This window comes from Bacillus sp. TCT6 (genome assembly GCF_056033845.1).
Genome location: NZ_JBVYHX010000001.1, coordinates 1,282,178 through 1,298,703, shown reverse-complemented (window position 1 = coordinate 1,298,703; position 16,526 = coordinate 1,282,178). Strand labels below are relative to the sequence as shown.

Sequence of the window (16,526 nt, the reverse complement as noted above, 5' to 3'; positions counted from 1 at the left end):
CCAAGGATATACAATTAAGCATCACCTCAAGTTATTTTAGTCGTAATAAGTTGGCCAGCTTCATTAATAGTAACTTTCCATTTCACTCCACTAGCTGTCTTCATGATTATGCCTTTACTTGCCTCTATTTCAATATCTCCAAACATTCTTCCACCAGTTGTAGCTAACCAAGCATTCCCATTTTCCATAGAAGACCTTGCAAAAATGCGATTAATTCGAAAACGCTTATGATCTTGAGAATAACCACTTAATGTAATTCTTACTTTATATAGTTGATTCGCCTTCATATTCGATATAATTGTATCGCCTACATTTAATGGAACATCCGATGCGATAACCCAATTTCCAGTTGTGCTTAATGCATATTCAATTTTAATTTTTTTTGGACTCTCTCCCCATCCAAAATACATTCCGAAACAATTTAACATTTGTATTGGTTTTTTCGTAAAATCCAGTTCAATAACAACTGGATTACTATCTGGAACGTCAATATAGTTTACACTTTGTTCATCTATTAAATTAAAGCAATTTGCTAGATTTCCACCGTACGGTACTTTCCCACTTACTTGCTTAACAATATACTTTTGCTGAGCATTTACTAATATATCATCTTGATTGCCTATTAAGTGAGGTTTATTTAACGTAATCGGTAACTGAATTCGAAGAGATTCTTCATAGGTAGACTTACAAACATTATATTGCCCTTTATCTACAATAGTTGTCGAAAGCAGATTTGAAAAAAGGTAGTTACGATGAGAATTAGAAGAAAATTCAATGACAATTTGTTCACTACTCATCCGGTACGTATCCCAGATCATACAATCAAATGTATTATACGCACCTGAGCAACGAATTACTTTTTTCGTTTGTTGTCTACATTGTACTTGAATATCATGAAACGTATTTCCTGAACTTTCATTTGGTAAATCACTATTTCCATCTACTTCAATCCCATACACACATCCATCAATAAATATAGATTGAAATACATTGGCGTTAATCCAACAAGGTGTATTGATATCATTTATATATTCTGTCTTCAAATGTATTGCAGTTTGAAAGTTTTTAATTTGAATAAATTTAACTTGAAAGAAACTAATAAAATCCCATGCCTTTTGACAATAAAAATGTATAGCTTTTCCTTTATACGATGGGGTTGCATTTACTATATTTATATTTGATATAACAGATTGATTAGGTACTTCGATTTGTTGTGAACCAGAAACATAAATAACAACAGATTGAAACAATGGATTTATAACTTGAAGAGTACCACCAACTATCGAAGCGTTACTTTGTAGCTCAAATGCATTAAAATCTCCATCAATTTGCAGCGTTACGGTAGGATCTAACTCTAATCTTACGTTTGATTTAATAACAATCGGCTTTACAATTTTGTACGTATTTACCCCGGTAATTCTAACCGTCGAAATTCGATTCGCTACACAATAATCAATAGCTTGCTGAATTGCTAATGAGCTATCATTTCCCGAGTTTGGAACTGCGCCAAAACAATTAATGTGAACGCTACTTTCTGGCACACAATCTTCTTGGGAAGAAATATATTCTGACAAAATAAATTCACTCCTCATATTACCTTTTTCATATAATATGTGAGTTGTCTCTTAAAAGTTTCTATAATAAAAAAAACAAACGACCTACCCGGTCATTTGTTTAATTCATATATATTTTTCGTTTCCTCTATCATTTTAGTTAACGAGAAATACATCATTGCTTTCTCTCGTGCTTTTAGTCTAATAGCAATTACCTTTTCTTCATTCCCTTGTAGTTCCTCAAGCGCACTTGCGAATTCATATTCGCAATATTCAGATATCAAAATACCTGATTCTCCATCTATTACTGCTTCATGTATTCCACCAACATCTATTGAAACTATTGGTGTCCCTGTAGCCATTGCTTCAATTACTACCATTGGAAACACTTCACGAAAAGATAATAAAAGTAAGGCATCCATATTCCCTATAAACTCATGCGGCTCAGAAATATTTCCTAGCATCTTTACACTCTGTTGCAATCCATATTTTTCTATTTCTTTCATAATCGGTTCTTTCTCTGGTCCATCACCAGCAATATAAAACATAAAATCATTTCTCTTTTTCAACACATTTGCAATTTTAACAAATAGTAGATGGTTTTTCTCTTTGGATAATCTAGCTAATATCCCTATTTTATATGTAGATTCTTTCTTTTTCTGCTGGAATAAAAACTTTTCAATATCGACACCGTTATAAATTGTATTTATTTTTTCTTCTGCTACATGAATTGAAATTAAATTATTCTTTTCAAACTCACTTACTGTAATAATATTGTTTACATATTTATTCATGAAATAACGAAAAAGCGTTGGCATTTTCTTTTCTAATATCGTTACATTATGTTTCGTATAAACAATTTTCATCTTTTTTTTAATAAACTTTTGAAGTAGCAAAGCATATAATACCATTCGCAAACTATTTGCATGAATAAGTTCTATCTTTCGTTTACAAATTTCGTTTCGTAAATAATAAATATTTCTCAAATGATTCCATCTACTAAGTAAGATGAAATTTTCTTTTCTAGTAAGAGATTCATATAGTTCTCCATCACCTGCAGCTGTATAAATCTTAAAATCCTCATAACGCAAATTACTTTCCAATTTACAGAAATAGCTCTCGGCTCCGCCAGTTATCAATTTATCTGTCATCAACAGTATATTCATAATTGCGTCTTCCCAACTACATTGATTTTATTTTTTTTATAAGCATGATAAGCATACTTGCTGAAATAGTAAAAAATTTGTACCGAATTCAGTCTTTCTTGTTCCCTTAACAATTTCCAATACCGGAAAGCTGCTCTAATTTTATTTCTAGAAACAGAATTTGTAACAATTCTATATTTTGCTAACACTTGCTGTATCCCTTTTGCTTCATACCCTTTATGTAATAAGTTCAGCCATAACGCTGTATCTTCCGGCTGTATACTAGGCATTTCTACATACGGAATTTTTTCACGATCAATCATCACTGTTAAACACCCGATAATTGTATTTCCTACTAAATAATGATAGTCAACAGATTTTGGTACACTCACTTCGCGATTTAGTTCATTACCATTTTCATCAATTAAACTATACGACGCATATGAAAAAGCAATATTCATTTCTTCCATAAATAACAATTGTGTCTTCAATTTATGCGGCAACCATATATCATCACTATCTAAAAAGGCAATATACCTTCCTCTTGCCTCTTGGATCGCTAAATTCCGAGCTTTAGCAGCACCAACATTTTCTTTTAATGATAATAATCTAATTCGTGAGTCTCCTTCTATTATCTCTTTAATTTTTTCCGCAGATTGGTCGGTTGAACCGTCATCAACGATAATCATTTCCCAGTTTTCATACGATTGATTCTGTACAGATAAAATTGTCTCACCTATAAATCGTATACTATTATAAGAAGGTGTTATTACAGAAACATAAGGCGGCTCGTTATGTGCTGATAGACATTTTACCATCTATCTTTCCCCTTCCTTCATATATTGAAATATACTTCACAACAACTGCTAAAAATAAAAAGAACGCTTCGTTAATAATGAGTGACAATGACATCATCTGAAATAAAAATGCAATCATAGTCAATAGAAGGTATGGTTTTTCACGAAACAAAGTATGCTGCGCTAGCTTGAATATTAATATGAATAAAAACGCGCTATATAGAAGAAAACCAATTGTACCCGATTCAGACAAAATTTCTAAAAATGTATTGTGTACATATAATTTTTCATTAAATTGATACTCATAATAATTCGAAAAGTTAAAAGCACCGATTCCGATATATGGATTGGATAAATAATATTTAAAAGCAGCTTCCCATAATGTAAATCTACCACTTCCATTATCATGGGAAAAATCAGAGATTCGTTTATTTAATATGTCATCTAATTGGCCCCCCATTACACTATTCGATAAACTAAAAATAACTACACTAAACAATACTAAACTCATAATTATTTTTATTTTTTTAGCGAAACTAGACATACATATATATACAAAAACGACAAGCACAAGCGCTAATATACCACCCCTTGAAAAGGTTAATAGACTCGTCGTAACACATAAAATTAACCCTAGGATGTTAGTGATATTTTGTAAATTAGTCATATAGTACATAAAAAATATTGTATTATAGAAAATAAAAATGTTAGGATCATCTAGCAATCCAATTAACCGTGGATATCCTCTATCAACTAATAAACCAGCAAAAATTTCTCTCTCTTCTCCACCGTATAAACTAAAGTATTGTAAACCGATTATATAGAGTATTAGACTTACAATATTAAATACTACTCCTACATAAGCAATAGATGATTCAAGTACCACTATTTCAGTATTCCCCAATAAATTCCTCATTATAAAATAGCATCCTAAAACGAGTAGCACGCCAAAAATCATACGAATACTAGCATTTAAATACATAGAAAGAATTCCACTTAAACAATAAATGAAATAAAACAGTAAAAATATAACTTCATGAAAATATAACTTTTGAATATGAAAGTTTTTAATTGTTAAACAAAAATATATGACTAAAAAAATCATATATATTTTCAATGAAAATCCAATATATAAATTGTATTTACTTAACATAACAAATAATATTAGAAGAATAATCCATCCCATCGATACTTTCATACTATTTTCCATAGGCTATATCCCCTGTTTCGTAATATAATCCTTTTTGCGTATTTTTCTTATAAAAGAAAGAAGAAGTTTTTTTAGCTCATAATCATATAGGAATATGGCAGCTACTACAATTAGTATATTAAGAACAAGCGCAATTAAATGATATGTATGCAATATATATTGCACTCCAATAAAGGTTACACCAAAATAAATTGTATACGGTATTACAATTTGGAATACAATTTTTTTCTTCACTACACTTACCGCTATATATCCCACTAAAGCGACAATTTCAAATAAAACCATAGCGTATGCCGCTCCTATCACTCCACCAAGACTACTAAAGCTATAAAGCATAACCCCACCTATCACCAATGCTACACACTGCACAACAGTTCTCTTATTTTGACATCCGCTCGTCGTTAAACCGTCAGCAATGGCAATATTTAAACTTTGTAGCACAATAAGAAATGATAATATTTGGAGTGGTTCTACTGCATTGCTCCATTCTTCATGAAAAAATATAGAAATAAAGTATGGTGCTAAATGATATAAACCAATCGTCATACATATTCCTACAATCGCCATTGATTTAATTTGAAGCAAATTTAATTTCGTATGCGCTTCTAAATTATTCTGGTTATAATGCTTAAAGAGCACTGGAAAAAATGCACCTGCAATTACCCCCGGTACTTGATATAAAGCTGCCGGCATCCGGTAGGCTACTGCAAAAACACCTACCATACTTAATGGCAATGTATAGTTAAGCAAGATAGGTGCTAATTGTGGCGTACTCATTATTAAAAAACCGCTAATAATAAAGGGAGTTAATTGCCAAAATAACGCTTTATGAATTACGACTTTCATATTCATTTTCGTCTTTCTTCTCATGATATATATACTGAATACACCACCGATCATATACCCAAAAGCATATAAGCGAGCCGTTACATACACCGGTAACTCTCCGAAAATACAAAAACATGTAATTATAATAACAACCGATGATGATACAACTTTAATGAGCGCTATATACTCCATACGTTCCATCAGTTGAAAATAGACAATTCCTATGTTTTGCCAAGTTAATCCTATTAACATGAAAAACATTACGTTTATCATCATATAAATTAAATTTTTATCTACATACATATAATGAATAGCAACATAACCGATGATAGAAATAAAAATAAGTAGAATCATCCTTATTTTTATATACGATGATAAAATCTTCTCTAAATCTGCTCCACCCTTTGCCCCTTCTCGAAGAAACGTATTACTAAGTCCTAAGTCTGTAAAAAATAACATAACAAACGTCACTGCTATGGCAACACTAAACATCCCATAATGTTGTGCGTTAAAAAAGTTTGCTAAAATAATTAAACTGACAGCCTGAAGAAGGTTAGCTAAAATCGTACTATAAAATAGATGGATAATATTGTTTAGAATAGATCTACCCATACCAGTTCTCCTTTGCAAGTAACCTACTTACATATGTTGTTTGTTTACATATATATTTATCTTGCACCATTACCGTTCAATACAATTAAAACGGTCTTACATAAAATACGGATATCCATCCGAATCGTTTTCATTTCAATATACTCCATATCCAGCCTCAACTTTTCCTTTGGATCAAGATTATATCCTCCATTTATTTGTGCCCATCCTGTTAATCCTGGTTTTACCATTAAACGATCCTTAAATTCTGGAATATACGCATCAAATTCATTATAAAAAAACTCTCTCTCTGGTCGAGGGCCTACAAAAGACATATCTCCTCTTAAAATATTTAAAAGTTGCGGTAATTCATCAATTCTCGTTTTTCTTATGAACAATCCAACTTTTGTAATTCTTGAATCATGTTCTTTTGCCCATTGCGGGCCATTTATTTCAGCATCCTTTACCATCGATCTTAATTTAAATACATTAAACTTCTTCCCGTTTATACCTAAACGTTCTTGAAAGTAAATTGGAGCCCCTGATGTTTCTAAAGTAATCATAATACAAAAGAACAACATAATTGGTATCGTTAATAGTAACAATATGATTGAAAATATAATATCAAACAAGCGTTTTACACTTCGATTCAATATGCTAGGCTTTTCTTGAGCCGGAATCGTATACAACTTGGCTTGATTTGTTTCACGAATCATGGATCGTTACCCCCACATTCAAGAATATAAAATTATACCTATTAATTCACATTCTTTCCTCTTTATATCCACTATTACTTTTTGCACTGTACGTAGTGAATCTTTTCGCTTTTTAACTGCTAAGACCACTCCATCGCATTTCCCTGCAATAATGTGCGTAGCAGGAAGATCAAATACTTCAGAAGAATAAAAGAAAATGTAATCAAAATCTTCTTTCCACTTAGCAATCGCATTATCAAATTCATCCATAGCAACTAAGGGGGTCCCTGTGTGTACTGTTTTTTTTGCAGGAATACAATATAAGTATTTAGACAAATTACTAGAAAAAGATTCATAATTGCAGGGGGAAGAGCTTATTATATCGTTTACTGTTATCATGTGATCACTTTGTAATAATACATGTAATTTAGGATCAGAAAAATTCACATCAATAAGTAACACCTTTTTCTTCATTTCCGCAAACACTAGACCCATATTTACTATAAGCGAGGCAACAACCCCTCTGTCCTTCGTTGAACTAACTGTGAACAGTTGTTTTCCAGATTTTTTTAGCTCGTGATACACCGTATAAAACTGTTCTTTCATCAGATCATCATGCAGATCGAATGGCAGCTGTTTCTTTGTCCTAAACATCAACATGTTCACCTCGATATATAGATGATTGTTTATCAACCTCTGTAGGTTTCTTTTTTCTATTCGGTTTCATATTTATGTGACCAATAACAGAGACTGTTGTTATTTTCTCTAAATCCTGTTCCGTGTATATACGTTCATCAAAATAATCTCGAAATACAGCTAAACCTATCCCAACAAAAAAACTAACAATTAAAGAAATAGGAATGATTAGTTGAAATTTTGGAAACAATTTTTCAGCCTGTTCCTGTAACTCAGGATCCGTCAACACTTTCACACCTTGTACATTTGTGTACTGTTGAAAACTTTGTTGTGATTGCTCTGCCAATGTCTTTACTATGTCTTTCACGACTTTCGGATTGGAATCTTTTACTGTAACAGTTACAATTTGTGAGTTGTCCGTATTTACCACCGAGATTTTTTGTGCTAATTCATAACTTGATTGCTCTAATTTCAAAGTTTTTTTAACTGTTGAAATAATTAATGGGCTTTTTAAAATATCGACATACGATGTTACTAGTTGCTTATTTTCTTGTGTTTTATTTGTTGAATTTTCCTTATTAAACTCATCTAAATTCCCAACAAGAATTTGCGTTGAATATTGATATGACGGCTTTAAAACATACATAGAGATAAGAACTAAAGAAGCGGTTAAACAACACATCGTTAAAATAATCGTTACGAATCTTCTTTTCAATAATTGTTGAAAATCTTTTATACTCATTTCTTGCTTCAATTATTTCACCGCCCTTTTCTGAATAACATCCTGCAAGTCACTCTTTACAGATAACCCTTTCTCCTTTCTATCCACTTGTTTTGTTACATACTTTCCGACTCTCAATGCAAATTTTTCTACATATATATACGAAAGCATTGCAAATATAAACGAAAAAACAAGTGAAAAAATTAAAATAATAAGCAACGGTAATATTTTATGGAGCATGTATATAAGGGAAAATAACGATATAATATGATATAAATAAAGACTGTAAGAAATCTTCCCCAAATATAACAAGTATTTATTACGTAGTAAGGACGACAAAGTTGATATTGACAAGCTTAATATGACAAATAGACATGCACTTATCGCCACTACATAGTCTCGAAATATAAAATTATTGAGCACTTTCATTTCTCCAATAAGCCCTTCATACATAAAAAGTAAAATCGCAAATAAAAACCATGCAATTTTCGTGTTTTTAGTACAATTACTATAAAAAACTATTAAATTATTTTTATACTTCGCAACTAGTGCTCCTAGTAAAAATAGCACCGTATAATGCAAAGTTAATGCATAGCTTGTTAATGTTAAGCCCGAACGAAACAAAAATAATATGATGACAGAACATATACTAAAACTAAACAATAATAGTAATGAACCCCTTAACGTTTTTCGTAAGCAAATCATCAAAATTAACGGGAAAATTATTGATATTCGCATTTCATGGACAAGCGACCAAATCACACCGTTATATGCATCTGTATTATATTTCCCAACCAATAAAATATGTTGTGCGATTAAGCTTGAAGAACTTTCAATCGTCCATGAGCGATTAAACCATTCACTTAAATAAGAAATACCATATTCACTAATTGTAGTCTGGCATATAATCGCTATAATTATTGCCACAATATAAGGAATATATATTCTGCATATACGTTTTAAAAGGTATGACCCATAGCTACTATAGTTTTTTTCAATAGATTCATACAAAACAAATCCGCTCAAAACAAAAAAGATAATAACAGATTCGTTACCACTACTAAAAATTAGACGAGCAGGTGTTTCTTTTAATAGATACACAACAAATGGTTTATTATCTTCATAACTGTAATTTTGAAATGCTGAAAAAATCATTAAATGATGACCAATCATTACTACTAATGAAGAAATCCCTCTTATAGAGTCCAATTCTTCGTATCTCTTCATCTTTTTACATCAACTCCTAATGAAATGATACTAATCATTTCAAAGCGACATCTTTATTCATATTCCTCTCCTTTCTTTTCATTCCAATTTTTCATATTAAAATGATTTTATAGTATAAATTTGAGTGTATTGTAACATTTTTTGTAATATTATGAATAGTAAATCTCGAAAATTGGTATATACCAATTTCAACCTCGAAAAATGAGTAATATTGATAGAAAAACACTATAAAAATTTCTTGCATATTTACAAAATTAAAGAGATGAATAGCGTTTTTTCAATATAAAATAAAAAAGATAGCCTATATAGGCTATCTTTTTTATTTTATTTAATTACTGGCACCACTATATGCTACATGTCGTTTCTCAATTCTTTCTTCAATTTCTTTCATATTTTCTTTATTATTTAATAGTGATTGTTTATTTTCAATTAATAATTGTTTAAAAGATTTTCTCACTTTTTTTCTCATTTTCATTGTCCTCCTTGGGGGATGGTTTATATAAAAGATAAAGAATTATCTGTGTGTCCTTATAATAATTGATTGTTGTGAATTCTATTTGAACTTCATATGAAAATTCCGTTTATTTTCTGACAACTTTGTGAACACGAAAAAAAGACTCTCTAAAACTATGTTGAAATTAATTCACTTCATTATAAAAATTACTATTTCCATCAACTTTTATCATTATATCTTGTCGAAACATTTATATATTTAAAATTGATTTCGACATAATTTTATTTACTATAATACTGTTTACAAAAACAAAAAGAAGGTGTTGCATAAGTCAAAGTTCGACTTATGCAACATCCCTCTTTCCAAACTATTTATAGCATATTTATTAATATTTCAGGTCTTCCCCAATTCATTTCTTCACAAACAAATTTAAGTTTTTCTTCATCCATTGTGTGTAGTCCCTCTTCTAGTGAACATGAAATTGGAACTTCACAGTGAATTTGTGCTAATTGCAACGAAATATTTAAGTTCTCTAAATCACTTTCAATCTTCGTACGCTGCGCTTTCGTTAATGATTCTACATTTTCTAGTACAGCGGATACTGTTCCGTGCTCTTGAATAAGCTTATACGCTGTTTTTTCACCGATACCTTTTACACCTGGATAATTATCACTTGTATCTCCCATGAAAGCTTTTGCATGGACGATTTGCCACGGCTCTACACCTTTTTCTTCCATGATTTTCTCCGGTGTGTAATATTCGTAATTTCCAATTCCTTTACGCAGAAGCATAACTGTAACGTTCTTATCAACAAGTTGAAGTAAATCTGTATCACCAGTTAAAATATAAACTTCAGCTTCATTGCAATATTGTTTTGCAAGCGTACCGATACAATCATCGGCTTCGTAGCCTTTCATACCGATAACTGGAATGGATAATTTCGCAGTCATTTCTTGCACTAAATCAAATTGAGGAATTAATTCTTCTGGTGGCGCTGCACGATTTGCTTTATAATTCGAGAACGATTCTGTTCTAAATGTCGTACTTCCCATATCCCAGCATGTAACGATATGTGTTGGTTCGATCGCTTGCGTAGCTGTTAACAAGTGTTTCATATAACCATGAATCCCGTTTGTAGGGGTTCCATCTTGTCGTTTCATAAATTGTCCGTAAACACTTGTTGCGTAAAAAGCACGAAATAATAGTGCCATACCATCAACTAATAATACTTTTTTCATAATTCCTCTCCTATTAAAAAAATAATAACCTCACGTTATCACGTAAGGTTATATAAATAGATTACCATTCTACGTTTTTGCTCAACTTTGTCTATTATACATGGTTTTTGTATATTTAGCACCATTAACACATTAAGACATCCTACTACAACAAGTATGCAATATGCCTGAATACGTATTTTTTCCAGTAGAAACAACGACAGCCTTTGCATTTCCACTAACAATATGCGAACCTTTAAAACATACATTTTCAAGCTCAAGTGGATTATAATCTTTCATCCGTTTTAATGGAATAAATCGTTTACGTTCAAGGTGATAGCAGCTTTCAAACTTCTCTATACTCGCTTCGTTTCCCGTTAACACAGACTCATTTACTAATAAATCATCTGCATAAATAATACGTACATCAGCTGGCACAGCATCTCCAGCCGAAAGAAAAATCATATCTCCAGGTACAAGTTCTTGCACTGGTATCTCCATCATTTTCAGTTCACTATTTAGCCCTGTACTACTAGAACATTCTACTCTAGATACAGTAATCGTTTCACGTTGTAATTCATCACACACACGTTGTTTTGAAAAACCTGGGATCATGCCACCAAGCTTCATCATTACTTCTGCAAGAAGTGCTCTTTTTGAAGTTAGTTCATTTCGGCCATATACTTGAATACGTTTTTGTGCCTCTTTCATTGATAGTCCGTCTCTTGTTGTTTTAAAATATGCAAATACAGATTTTACATCTCTTGTTGCAATTTCAATTAATAAATCTTTATTTTTTTGAAGCATTGTTTGTTCTTTTATTGATTTTTTACTTAGTTTATATGACGTGTTACCCACAGTTTTGTTTGCATATAACATATTATCGTCTCCTCCTTTACAACATAGGAAGAAACGCTTTGTTTCTCAATTTATCCACTTTACTGTGAAAGTGTCTAGCGCTTTATAAACGCTACATTGTGATAAATATAGAGGGAGGAACAAATCGTTTCCTGCCTACATCATATATTTTTGATTTGAAGTATATGGGTAACGGAACCGAGTCAGAATTTGACATGCTCCTCACCTCCTCGTTTAATTTTATAGTTTATACTATGAAATTACTCATAGCTTGGTAACAAAAAAGACCCCTACCCTTAAGAGAGTAGTGGCCATTACATACACAAATAAACGATTTCTAATATAATTAGAAATCTACGGACCTCTCCCTCACCGAGTTTTAGCACTGTATAGCATAGGTACATTACCAGCTACGTTAAGAAAAACCTTAATTCGATCATTCCTGTTGACCCATTGGCGTCTCTCGACATTTTTGGGCAGTAGCATTTCTCTATACAGGAGCCTCACCTAACAGAGACTTATTTTCATTACATTGAAAATGTTACTCTTATTTAAAATAGATGTCAACCGTAGCCTACAATTTTTTCAAAAGGTATGGCAAACTAACATATATAAAGTGAAACTTTAATCAGTGGGGTTTTGTTCATCCCCCACTGATTATTAGCCCTCACCAATCGGGCTGCCCGGCAAATAGCGGAATAAAATAAAAAACTTTACGTTTAAACGTAAAGTTTTTAATAAGTTATACAGCCAGCAATTACAATCCCAATTGAAAGCGATAAAAACATAAGAAAAAGACCGACTGCTTGATTATCTTCTTCAAGACTTTTGTTTATATTAAAGCGTGGTGTAAGCCACTCAGCTAAATAAAAAACGATAATTTGAGCCAAAATCCCAACTGCTCCCCACGAAATCATATCAAGAAGTGAAATTGAATTAGCTGCTGTCGAATATAAAACAATAGCTAACCCAAGTAATCGTCCTCCAAGCACATAGCTTACCGCCTTATTCCCTTGAGCCATTAACTTAAATTCCTTAACTTTCGTTGTCACTTCCATCAAGAACAGACCAATACATAAAAGTCCGAGTGTTACTGCTAAATATGATAAAAAATTAATCATTTTTCCCCCTCCTTTTTATACCTACCGGTAAATAGTACGATTCATTTCCTGTAATCTTTTCTCCCGCGCGAATACCGATACTACTTGCTTTTCCAGCAATTAAAAAAGAACCAAACACATACGACAGTTTCTCCATCCCTTTTTCTGTTTCCAAGGATACGACTGGAAGTTCTATATACTTTTGAAATATCGGCAGTGAAGTTTTATACGTTTGATGTGCATTTTGAAGCATAATATTTTCATCCTTATCGCGAATCGTAATTGTATCTCCTTCTCTACCAAATGAAGGTTTTTGAACGAAAGAACCTTTTCCTAAAAATAAATCTGGTTCTAAATATGTAGGTAACATATATTCTTTAATCCACTGTTGTTCCTCGTTTGTATAAAAGACCTCTTCTTCTGCTAACCCCCAAATAAGACACTGAATTGATTTTGGCTGAAGTAAAAATGCTGACAAAGGATTTATTATAAAAAGCTTTCCGGCTTTTACAAGTTGCAGCAGTTCCACACCTACCAAATCTCCTGTTTCAGGATCTTGATCCTCAATTAAATCTTCTATCGGATATGTTTGACGATATAAAACATCAATCTTCGCCCCATCTTTATCAACTAGAGCACCTTTCGTAATTCTAAGTTCTGACATTGGCACTACTTTATTTTCAACATGGCATAACTGACTTAAATACATAGTCGTATTCCAATCCTCAATATGTTCATGATGTGCTGTAAAAACAACATTTGGATTGTCTAATCCCTTTGTCGCTTCCATTACAGCTTTCGTAACACCAGAAGATAGTAATCGTTCTTGATCCGAGTTTGGATCATCATAACCTAGGTTTTCACAAACTTTTCCATTCATTTGAAAGCATTCCATAATAAAAGTTGGTGTATCACTATTAAACTCAAGCATTTTAATTTGGTTATCAACCGTTATAACGAAATCAAATCGTGAAATAACAGATTCAGGATATAATCCTTTCATTCTAATGAATGATAAGCTCGCAGGAGGAAAACCAAGCTCAAGAAGCTGTTCGTCACTTAAATTTCGCAAAAGTTTAGCAGTCTTAAAAAATATTTTACCCATTCGTTCAGTCGCTAAGTGTAATTGTTCCAAAGTCTGATTTGTTATAGAAAAAACATGAAACAAACTATATTCACATTCATATAAATCCGACCAAAAATTCGGATATTTTAAATAAAAATCTTTTCGATCCCTTATGTATTGCGACATATTTTAGCCCCCAAATCCTCCCTTTGAACCGCTTCCAATTCCACCTTTAAATTCAGCAGACGATTGATACGATTTAAACGCCGATGAATTTTTAAAAGTGGATTTATTTTGATAATATCGCCCACCATAGAAATAATGCCCACGATAACCTGAACTACTATCATCACACTGCCATACCCCAAGTTCATCATCCCAATCCCAATCAGAACAACTATTATCATTCGGTTTTGGGGGAAGATCTTGTGCGCAACCAAATAAAGTGCCAGTCATTAAAGACGTTACGACACCACCTACTAGCCATTTCGTTTTTGTCACCTTCGCACTCCCCTTTTTAAATTCTATTCCTATTATATAGGATGGCATGATAAAGTAGAAGAAAAAGGAAGAAGAGGGATGAAATGCGCTTAGAATATCGACTTAATGATGAAACGAAAGGGTATCCTGCTTTATGGAACTACGCCAATATTTCTAATTCTGAAATTATCGCACGCATGACTTGTGAATATTTTATTAAAGAGAAAAATACTTATGTTGTTACTGCAACTTCGGTTGATCCAGACGGAACAGCAGTTATTTATATTCAAAAAGAAGTTTTCGCCAATGACCCTTCAGACCCTACATACTCCCACATCGGTTTTGAAATTAGAGAACTAAGTGAAACGAGTTCAAGCTTAGTAGATAGTCAAGATGTATGGAACTACGAAGAAATTTTACCATCTCTTCATTCAGATATTATATATATTCAGCGAGACGGCATGTCTATGGAATTCTCCTTGGATTCAAGAGAGATTGATGAAGACAGAAAGTGCTACATTTATTACGGAAACTTCACAGGTGAATCAAGATAATATTGATATATCTATGCAACAAAAAAACCTTACGTATAAAACGTAAGGTTTTTATATAGCCCCACATATGCCGTTCTCTCTAGATGTCCATAAACCTGCTCTCACAGGTGGATGCTCTCACAAATGTTTGTAACTTCCTTCTTAAAAAGATGGCATGTTAGCTACATTTAAATATTGAACTTCCATATTAAACTTATTGGTTTAAGACATGCATAAGCTACGTACACCGTAGGAATTTTATATAAGGTTAGTTGAAATAAGACCCCCGCACGTGCCGCTCCTCGTAAATGTCCAAAAACCCGCTACTCGCAGGTGGATGCCCTCACAGTTACCGTACATCTTCCTCCACAAGGAAGGCTTGATGATGGTCGCTAAATATTGAGCTTCCGTATAACTAACATCGGTTTTAGACATAAATAAGTTACGTACACCGCAGGATGTATTATTTACTTGTCGTTATATTATCACATTGTTTCCAATGTGTAAAATACAAAGTTTTTCGAGCAATCTCTTGCTTGTGACCTTATTTTAATACAAATTATTTTTGCATGCAAGTGATTAATCTTCTTCTTTTGCAATTTGATTTTCTGGATAAGAAATCCAATCACTCCAGCTACCCGCATACAATTTAACATTTTGGAATCCAGCCAATTTTAACGCAATGATATTTGGACATGCCGTAACACCAGAACCACAATATACTATGGTTTCCTTATCTTTCGACAGATTTTGGAATCGTCCTTGTTGCTCAGCTTCATTCTTAAATTGTCCTGATTGCAACATTCCATCCTTCCAAAAATAGTTTGCTGCTGTCGGAATATGTCCTGCTTTATGATCGACAAGTTCCTCTACACCAGCATAACGTTTTGGCTCTCTTGAATCAATTAACGTAACATCTGCACCTGCCTGGATATTCTCTCTTACTGTTTCCATCGATACAAGCATATGATCTTGTATGTTTGTTTTGAATGTTTTTCGTATAACAACAGGAATTTCCGTTGTTGTCGGTAGTCCATTCTCTTTCCAAACCGGGAAACCACCATCTAATATATATACTTTCTCATGTCCTACATAGTTACATAACCACCATAAACGAGCAGCATTTGCACCAGCTTGACTGTCGTACGCAATTACTGTCGTATGTTCATCAATACCAACCTCCGAAAGCTTGTCCGCAAACTCTTCAATGCTTGGCAACGGATGGCGGCCACCATGTTCTGCTATAGGACTTGATAAATCTAAATTCAAATCAAAATATAACGCATGAGGAATATGTTCTTCTTTATACTTTTCTCTACCCCAATTAGGCTTCGCTAAATCAAAACGACAATCGATTACACGGACGTTCTCATCTTCTATATGCTCACGTAACCATTCGACTGTAACTATCATCT

The 16,526-nt window shown here is 32.6% G+C and carries 17 protein-coding genes, 2 other RNA genes and 1 riboswitch; of the genes, 1 reads left to right on the top strand and 18 read right to left on the bottom strand.

Annotation, left to right across the window (positions count from 1 at the left end; translation table 11 throughout):
* Positions 1–26: 26 nt before the first annotated feature.
* The 15 genes from AC0ONG_RS06660 to AC0ONG_RS06590 all read right to left on the bottom strand — a co-directional run bounded on the left by AC0ONG_RS06660 (position 27) and on the right by AC0ONG_RS06590 (position 14,599).
* Entirely contained in the window at positions 27–1,574 is a 1,548-nt protein-coding gene (locus tag AC0ONG_RS06660) for a glycoside hydrolase family protein (RefSeq protein WP_000006067.1), read from the bottom strand.
* Positions 1,575–1,666: 92 nt separating this feature from the next.
* Entirely contained in the window at positions 1,667–2,719 is a 1,053-nt protein-coding gene (locus tag AC0ONG_RS06655; RefSeq protein ID WP_001023711.1) for a glycosyltransferase family 4 protein, read from the bottom strand.
* Positions 2,716–3,516: a glycosyltransferase family 2 protein gene (locus AC0ONG_RS06650; protein ID WP_000237679.1), complete on the bottom strand. Its 801-nt coding sequence runs from the start codon at positions 3,514–3,516 to the stop codon at positions 2,716–2,718. Before AC0ONG_RS06650 ends, AC0ONG_RS06655 begins: the two co-directional genes overlap by 4 nt.
* Complete coding sequence (locus AC0ONG_RS06645) at positions 3,491–4,705, bottom strand: O-antigen ligase family protein (protein ID WP_000431763.1); 1,215 nt, start codon at positions 4,703–4,705, stop codon at positions 3,491–3,493. The genes AC0ONG_RS06650 and AC0ONG_RS06645 overlap by 26 nt, the downstream gene beginning before the upstream one ends.
* A 3-nt stretch (positions 4,706–4,708) precedes the next feature.
* Positions 4,709–6,145 (bottom strand): oligosaccharide flippase family protein, encoded by a 1,437-nt coding sequence (locus AC0ONG_RS06640; RefSeq protein WP_000533727.1) that lies wholly within the window; start codon positions 6,143–6,145, stop codon positions 4,709–4,711.
* Between the two features lie 56 nt (positions 6,146–6,201).
* The gene (locus tag AC0ONG_RS06635) at positions 6,202–6,840 is read right to left on the bottom strand and encodes a sugar transferase (protein WP_000617643.1); all 639 of its coding nucleotides are present in this window, start codon (positions 6,838–6,840) and stop codon (positions 6,202–6,204) included.
* An 18-nt stretch (positions 6,841–6,858) separates the two neighbouring features.
* Positions 6,859–7,479, bottom strand: a complete 621-nt coding sequence (locus AC0ONG_RS06630) for a CpsD/CapB family tyrosine-protein kinase (protein WP_002083177.1) — start codon at positions 7,477–7,479, stop codon at positions 6,859–6,861.
* Positions 7,466–8,209, bottom strand: a complete 744-nt coding sequence (locus AC0ONG_RS06625) for a YveK family protein (protein WP_000807061.1) — start codon at positions 8,207–8,209, stop codon at positions 7,466–7,468. Before AC0ONG_RS06625 ends, AC0ONG_RS06630 begins: the two co-directional genes overlap by 14 nt.
* Complete coding sequence (locus AC0ONG_RS06620; RefSeq protein WP_000833048.1) at positions 8,210–9,403, bottom strand: acyltransferase family protein; 1,194 nt, start codon at positions 9,401–9,403, stop codon at positions 8,210–8,212. It lies immediately after the preceding gene.
* Between the two features lie 328 nt (positions 9,404–9,731).
* Positions 9,732–9,872: an FbpB family small basic protein gene (locus AC0ONG_RS06615; protein ID WP_001228048.1), complete on the bottom strand. Its 141-nt coding sequence runs from the start codon at positions 9,870–9,872 to the stop codon at positions 9,732–9,734.
* Positions 9,873–10,228: 356 nt separating this feature from the next.
* Positions 10,229–11,095, bottom strand: coding sequence for a 5'-3' exonuclease (locus AC0ONG_RS06610; protein ID WP_000757071.1), 867 nt, complete (start codon positions 11,093–11,095; stop codon positions 10,229–10,231).
* 132 nt (positions 11,096–11,227) lie between these two features.
* Positions 11,228–11,953, bottom strand: coding sequence for a P-type ATPase actuator domain-containing protein (locus tag AC0ONG_RS06605; RefSeq protein ID WP_000964950.1), 726 nt, complete (start codon positions 11,951–11,953; stop codon positions 11,228–11,230).
* A gap of 335 nt (positions 11,954–12,288) precedes the next feature.
* Positions 12,289–12,454, bottom strand: a riboswitch (M-box (ykoK) riboswitch).
* 212 nt (positions 12,455–12,666) lie between these two features.
* The gene (locus tag AC0ONG_RS06600; protein ID WP_000606873.1) at positions 12,667–13,053 is read right to left on the bottom strand and encodes a DUF350 domain-containing protein; all 387 of its coding nucleotides are present in this window, start codon (positions 13,051–13,053) and stop codon (positions 12,667–12,669) included.
* Positions 13,046–14,284, bottom strand: a complete 1,239-nt coding sequence (locus AC0ONG_RS06595; protein ID WP_000084925.1) for a glutathionylspermidine synthase family protein — start codon at positions 14,282–14,284, stop codon at positions 13,046–13,048. Before AC0ONG_RS06595 ends, AC0ONG_RS06600 begins: the two co-directional genes overlap by 8 nt.
* A 3-nt stretch (positions 14,285–14,287) precedes the next feature.
* Complete coding sequence (locus tag AC0ONG_RS06590; protein WP_000169030.1) at positions 14,288–14,599, bottom strand: hypothetical protein; 312 nt, start codon at positions 14,597–14,599, stop codon at positions 14,288–14,290.
* Between the two features lie 83 nt (positions 14,600–14,682).
* Between AC0ONG_RS06590 and AC0ONG_RS06585 the strand changes: the two genes are divergently transcribed.
* The gene (locus AC0ONG_RS06585) at positions 14,683–15,132 is read left to right on the top strand and encodes a hypothetical protein (RefSeq protein WP_001235522.1); all 450 of its coding nucleotides are present in this window, start codon (positions 14,683–14,685) and stop codon (positions 15,130–15,132) included.
* Positions 15,133–15,186: 54 nt separating this feature from the next.
* On the opposite strand, the gene ssrS (AC0ONG_RS06580) is transcribed toward AC0ONG_RS06585, so the two are convergent.
* From ssrS (AC0ONG_RS06580) to AC0ONG_RS06570, 3 genes are all read right to left on the bottom strand, one after another.
* Positions 15,187–15,370: non-coding RNA, 6S RNA (ssrS, locus tag AC0ONG_RS06580), on the bottom strand.
* 21 nt (positions 15,371–15,391) lie between these two features.
* A non-coding RNA gene (gene ssrS / locus AC0ONG_RS06575) (6S RNA) lies at positions 15,392–15,574 on the bottom strand.
* Positions 15,575–15,690: 116 nt separating this feature from the next.
* A complete protein-coding gene (locus AC0ONG_RS06570; protein WP_000637573.1) occupies positions 15,691–16,524 on the bottom strand; it encodes a sulfurtransferase in 834 nt (277 codons plus the stop codon).
* Positions 16,525–16,526 lie beyond the last annotated feature (2 nt).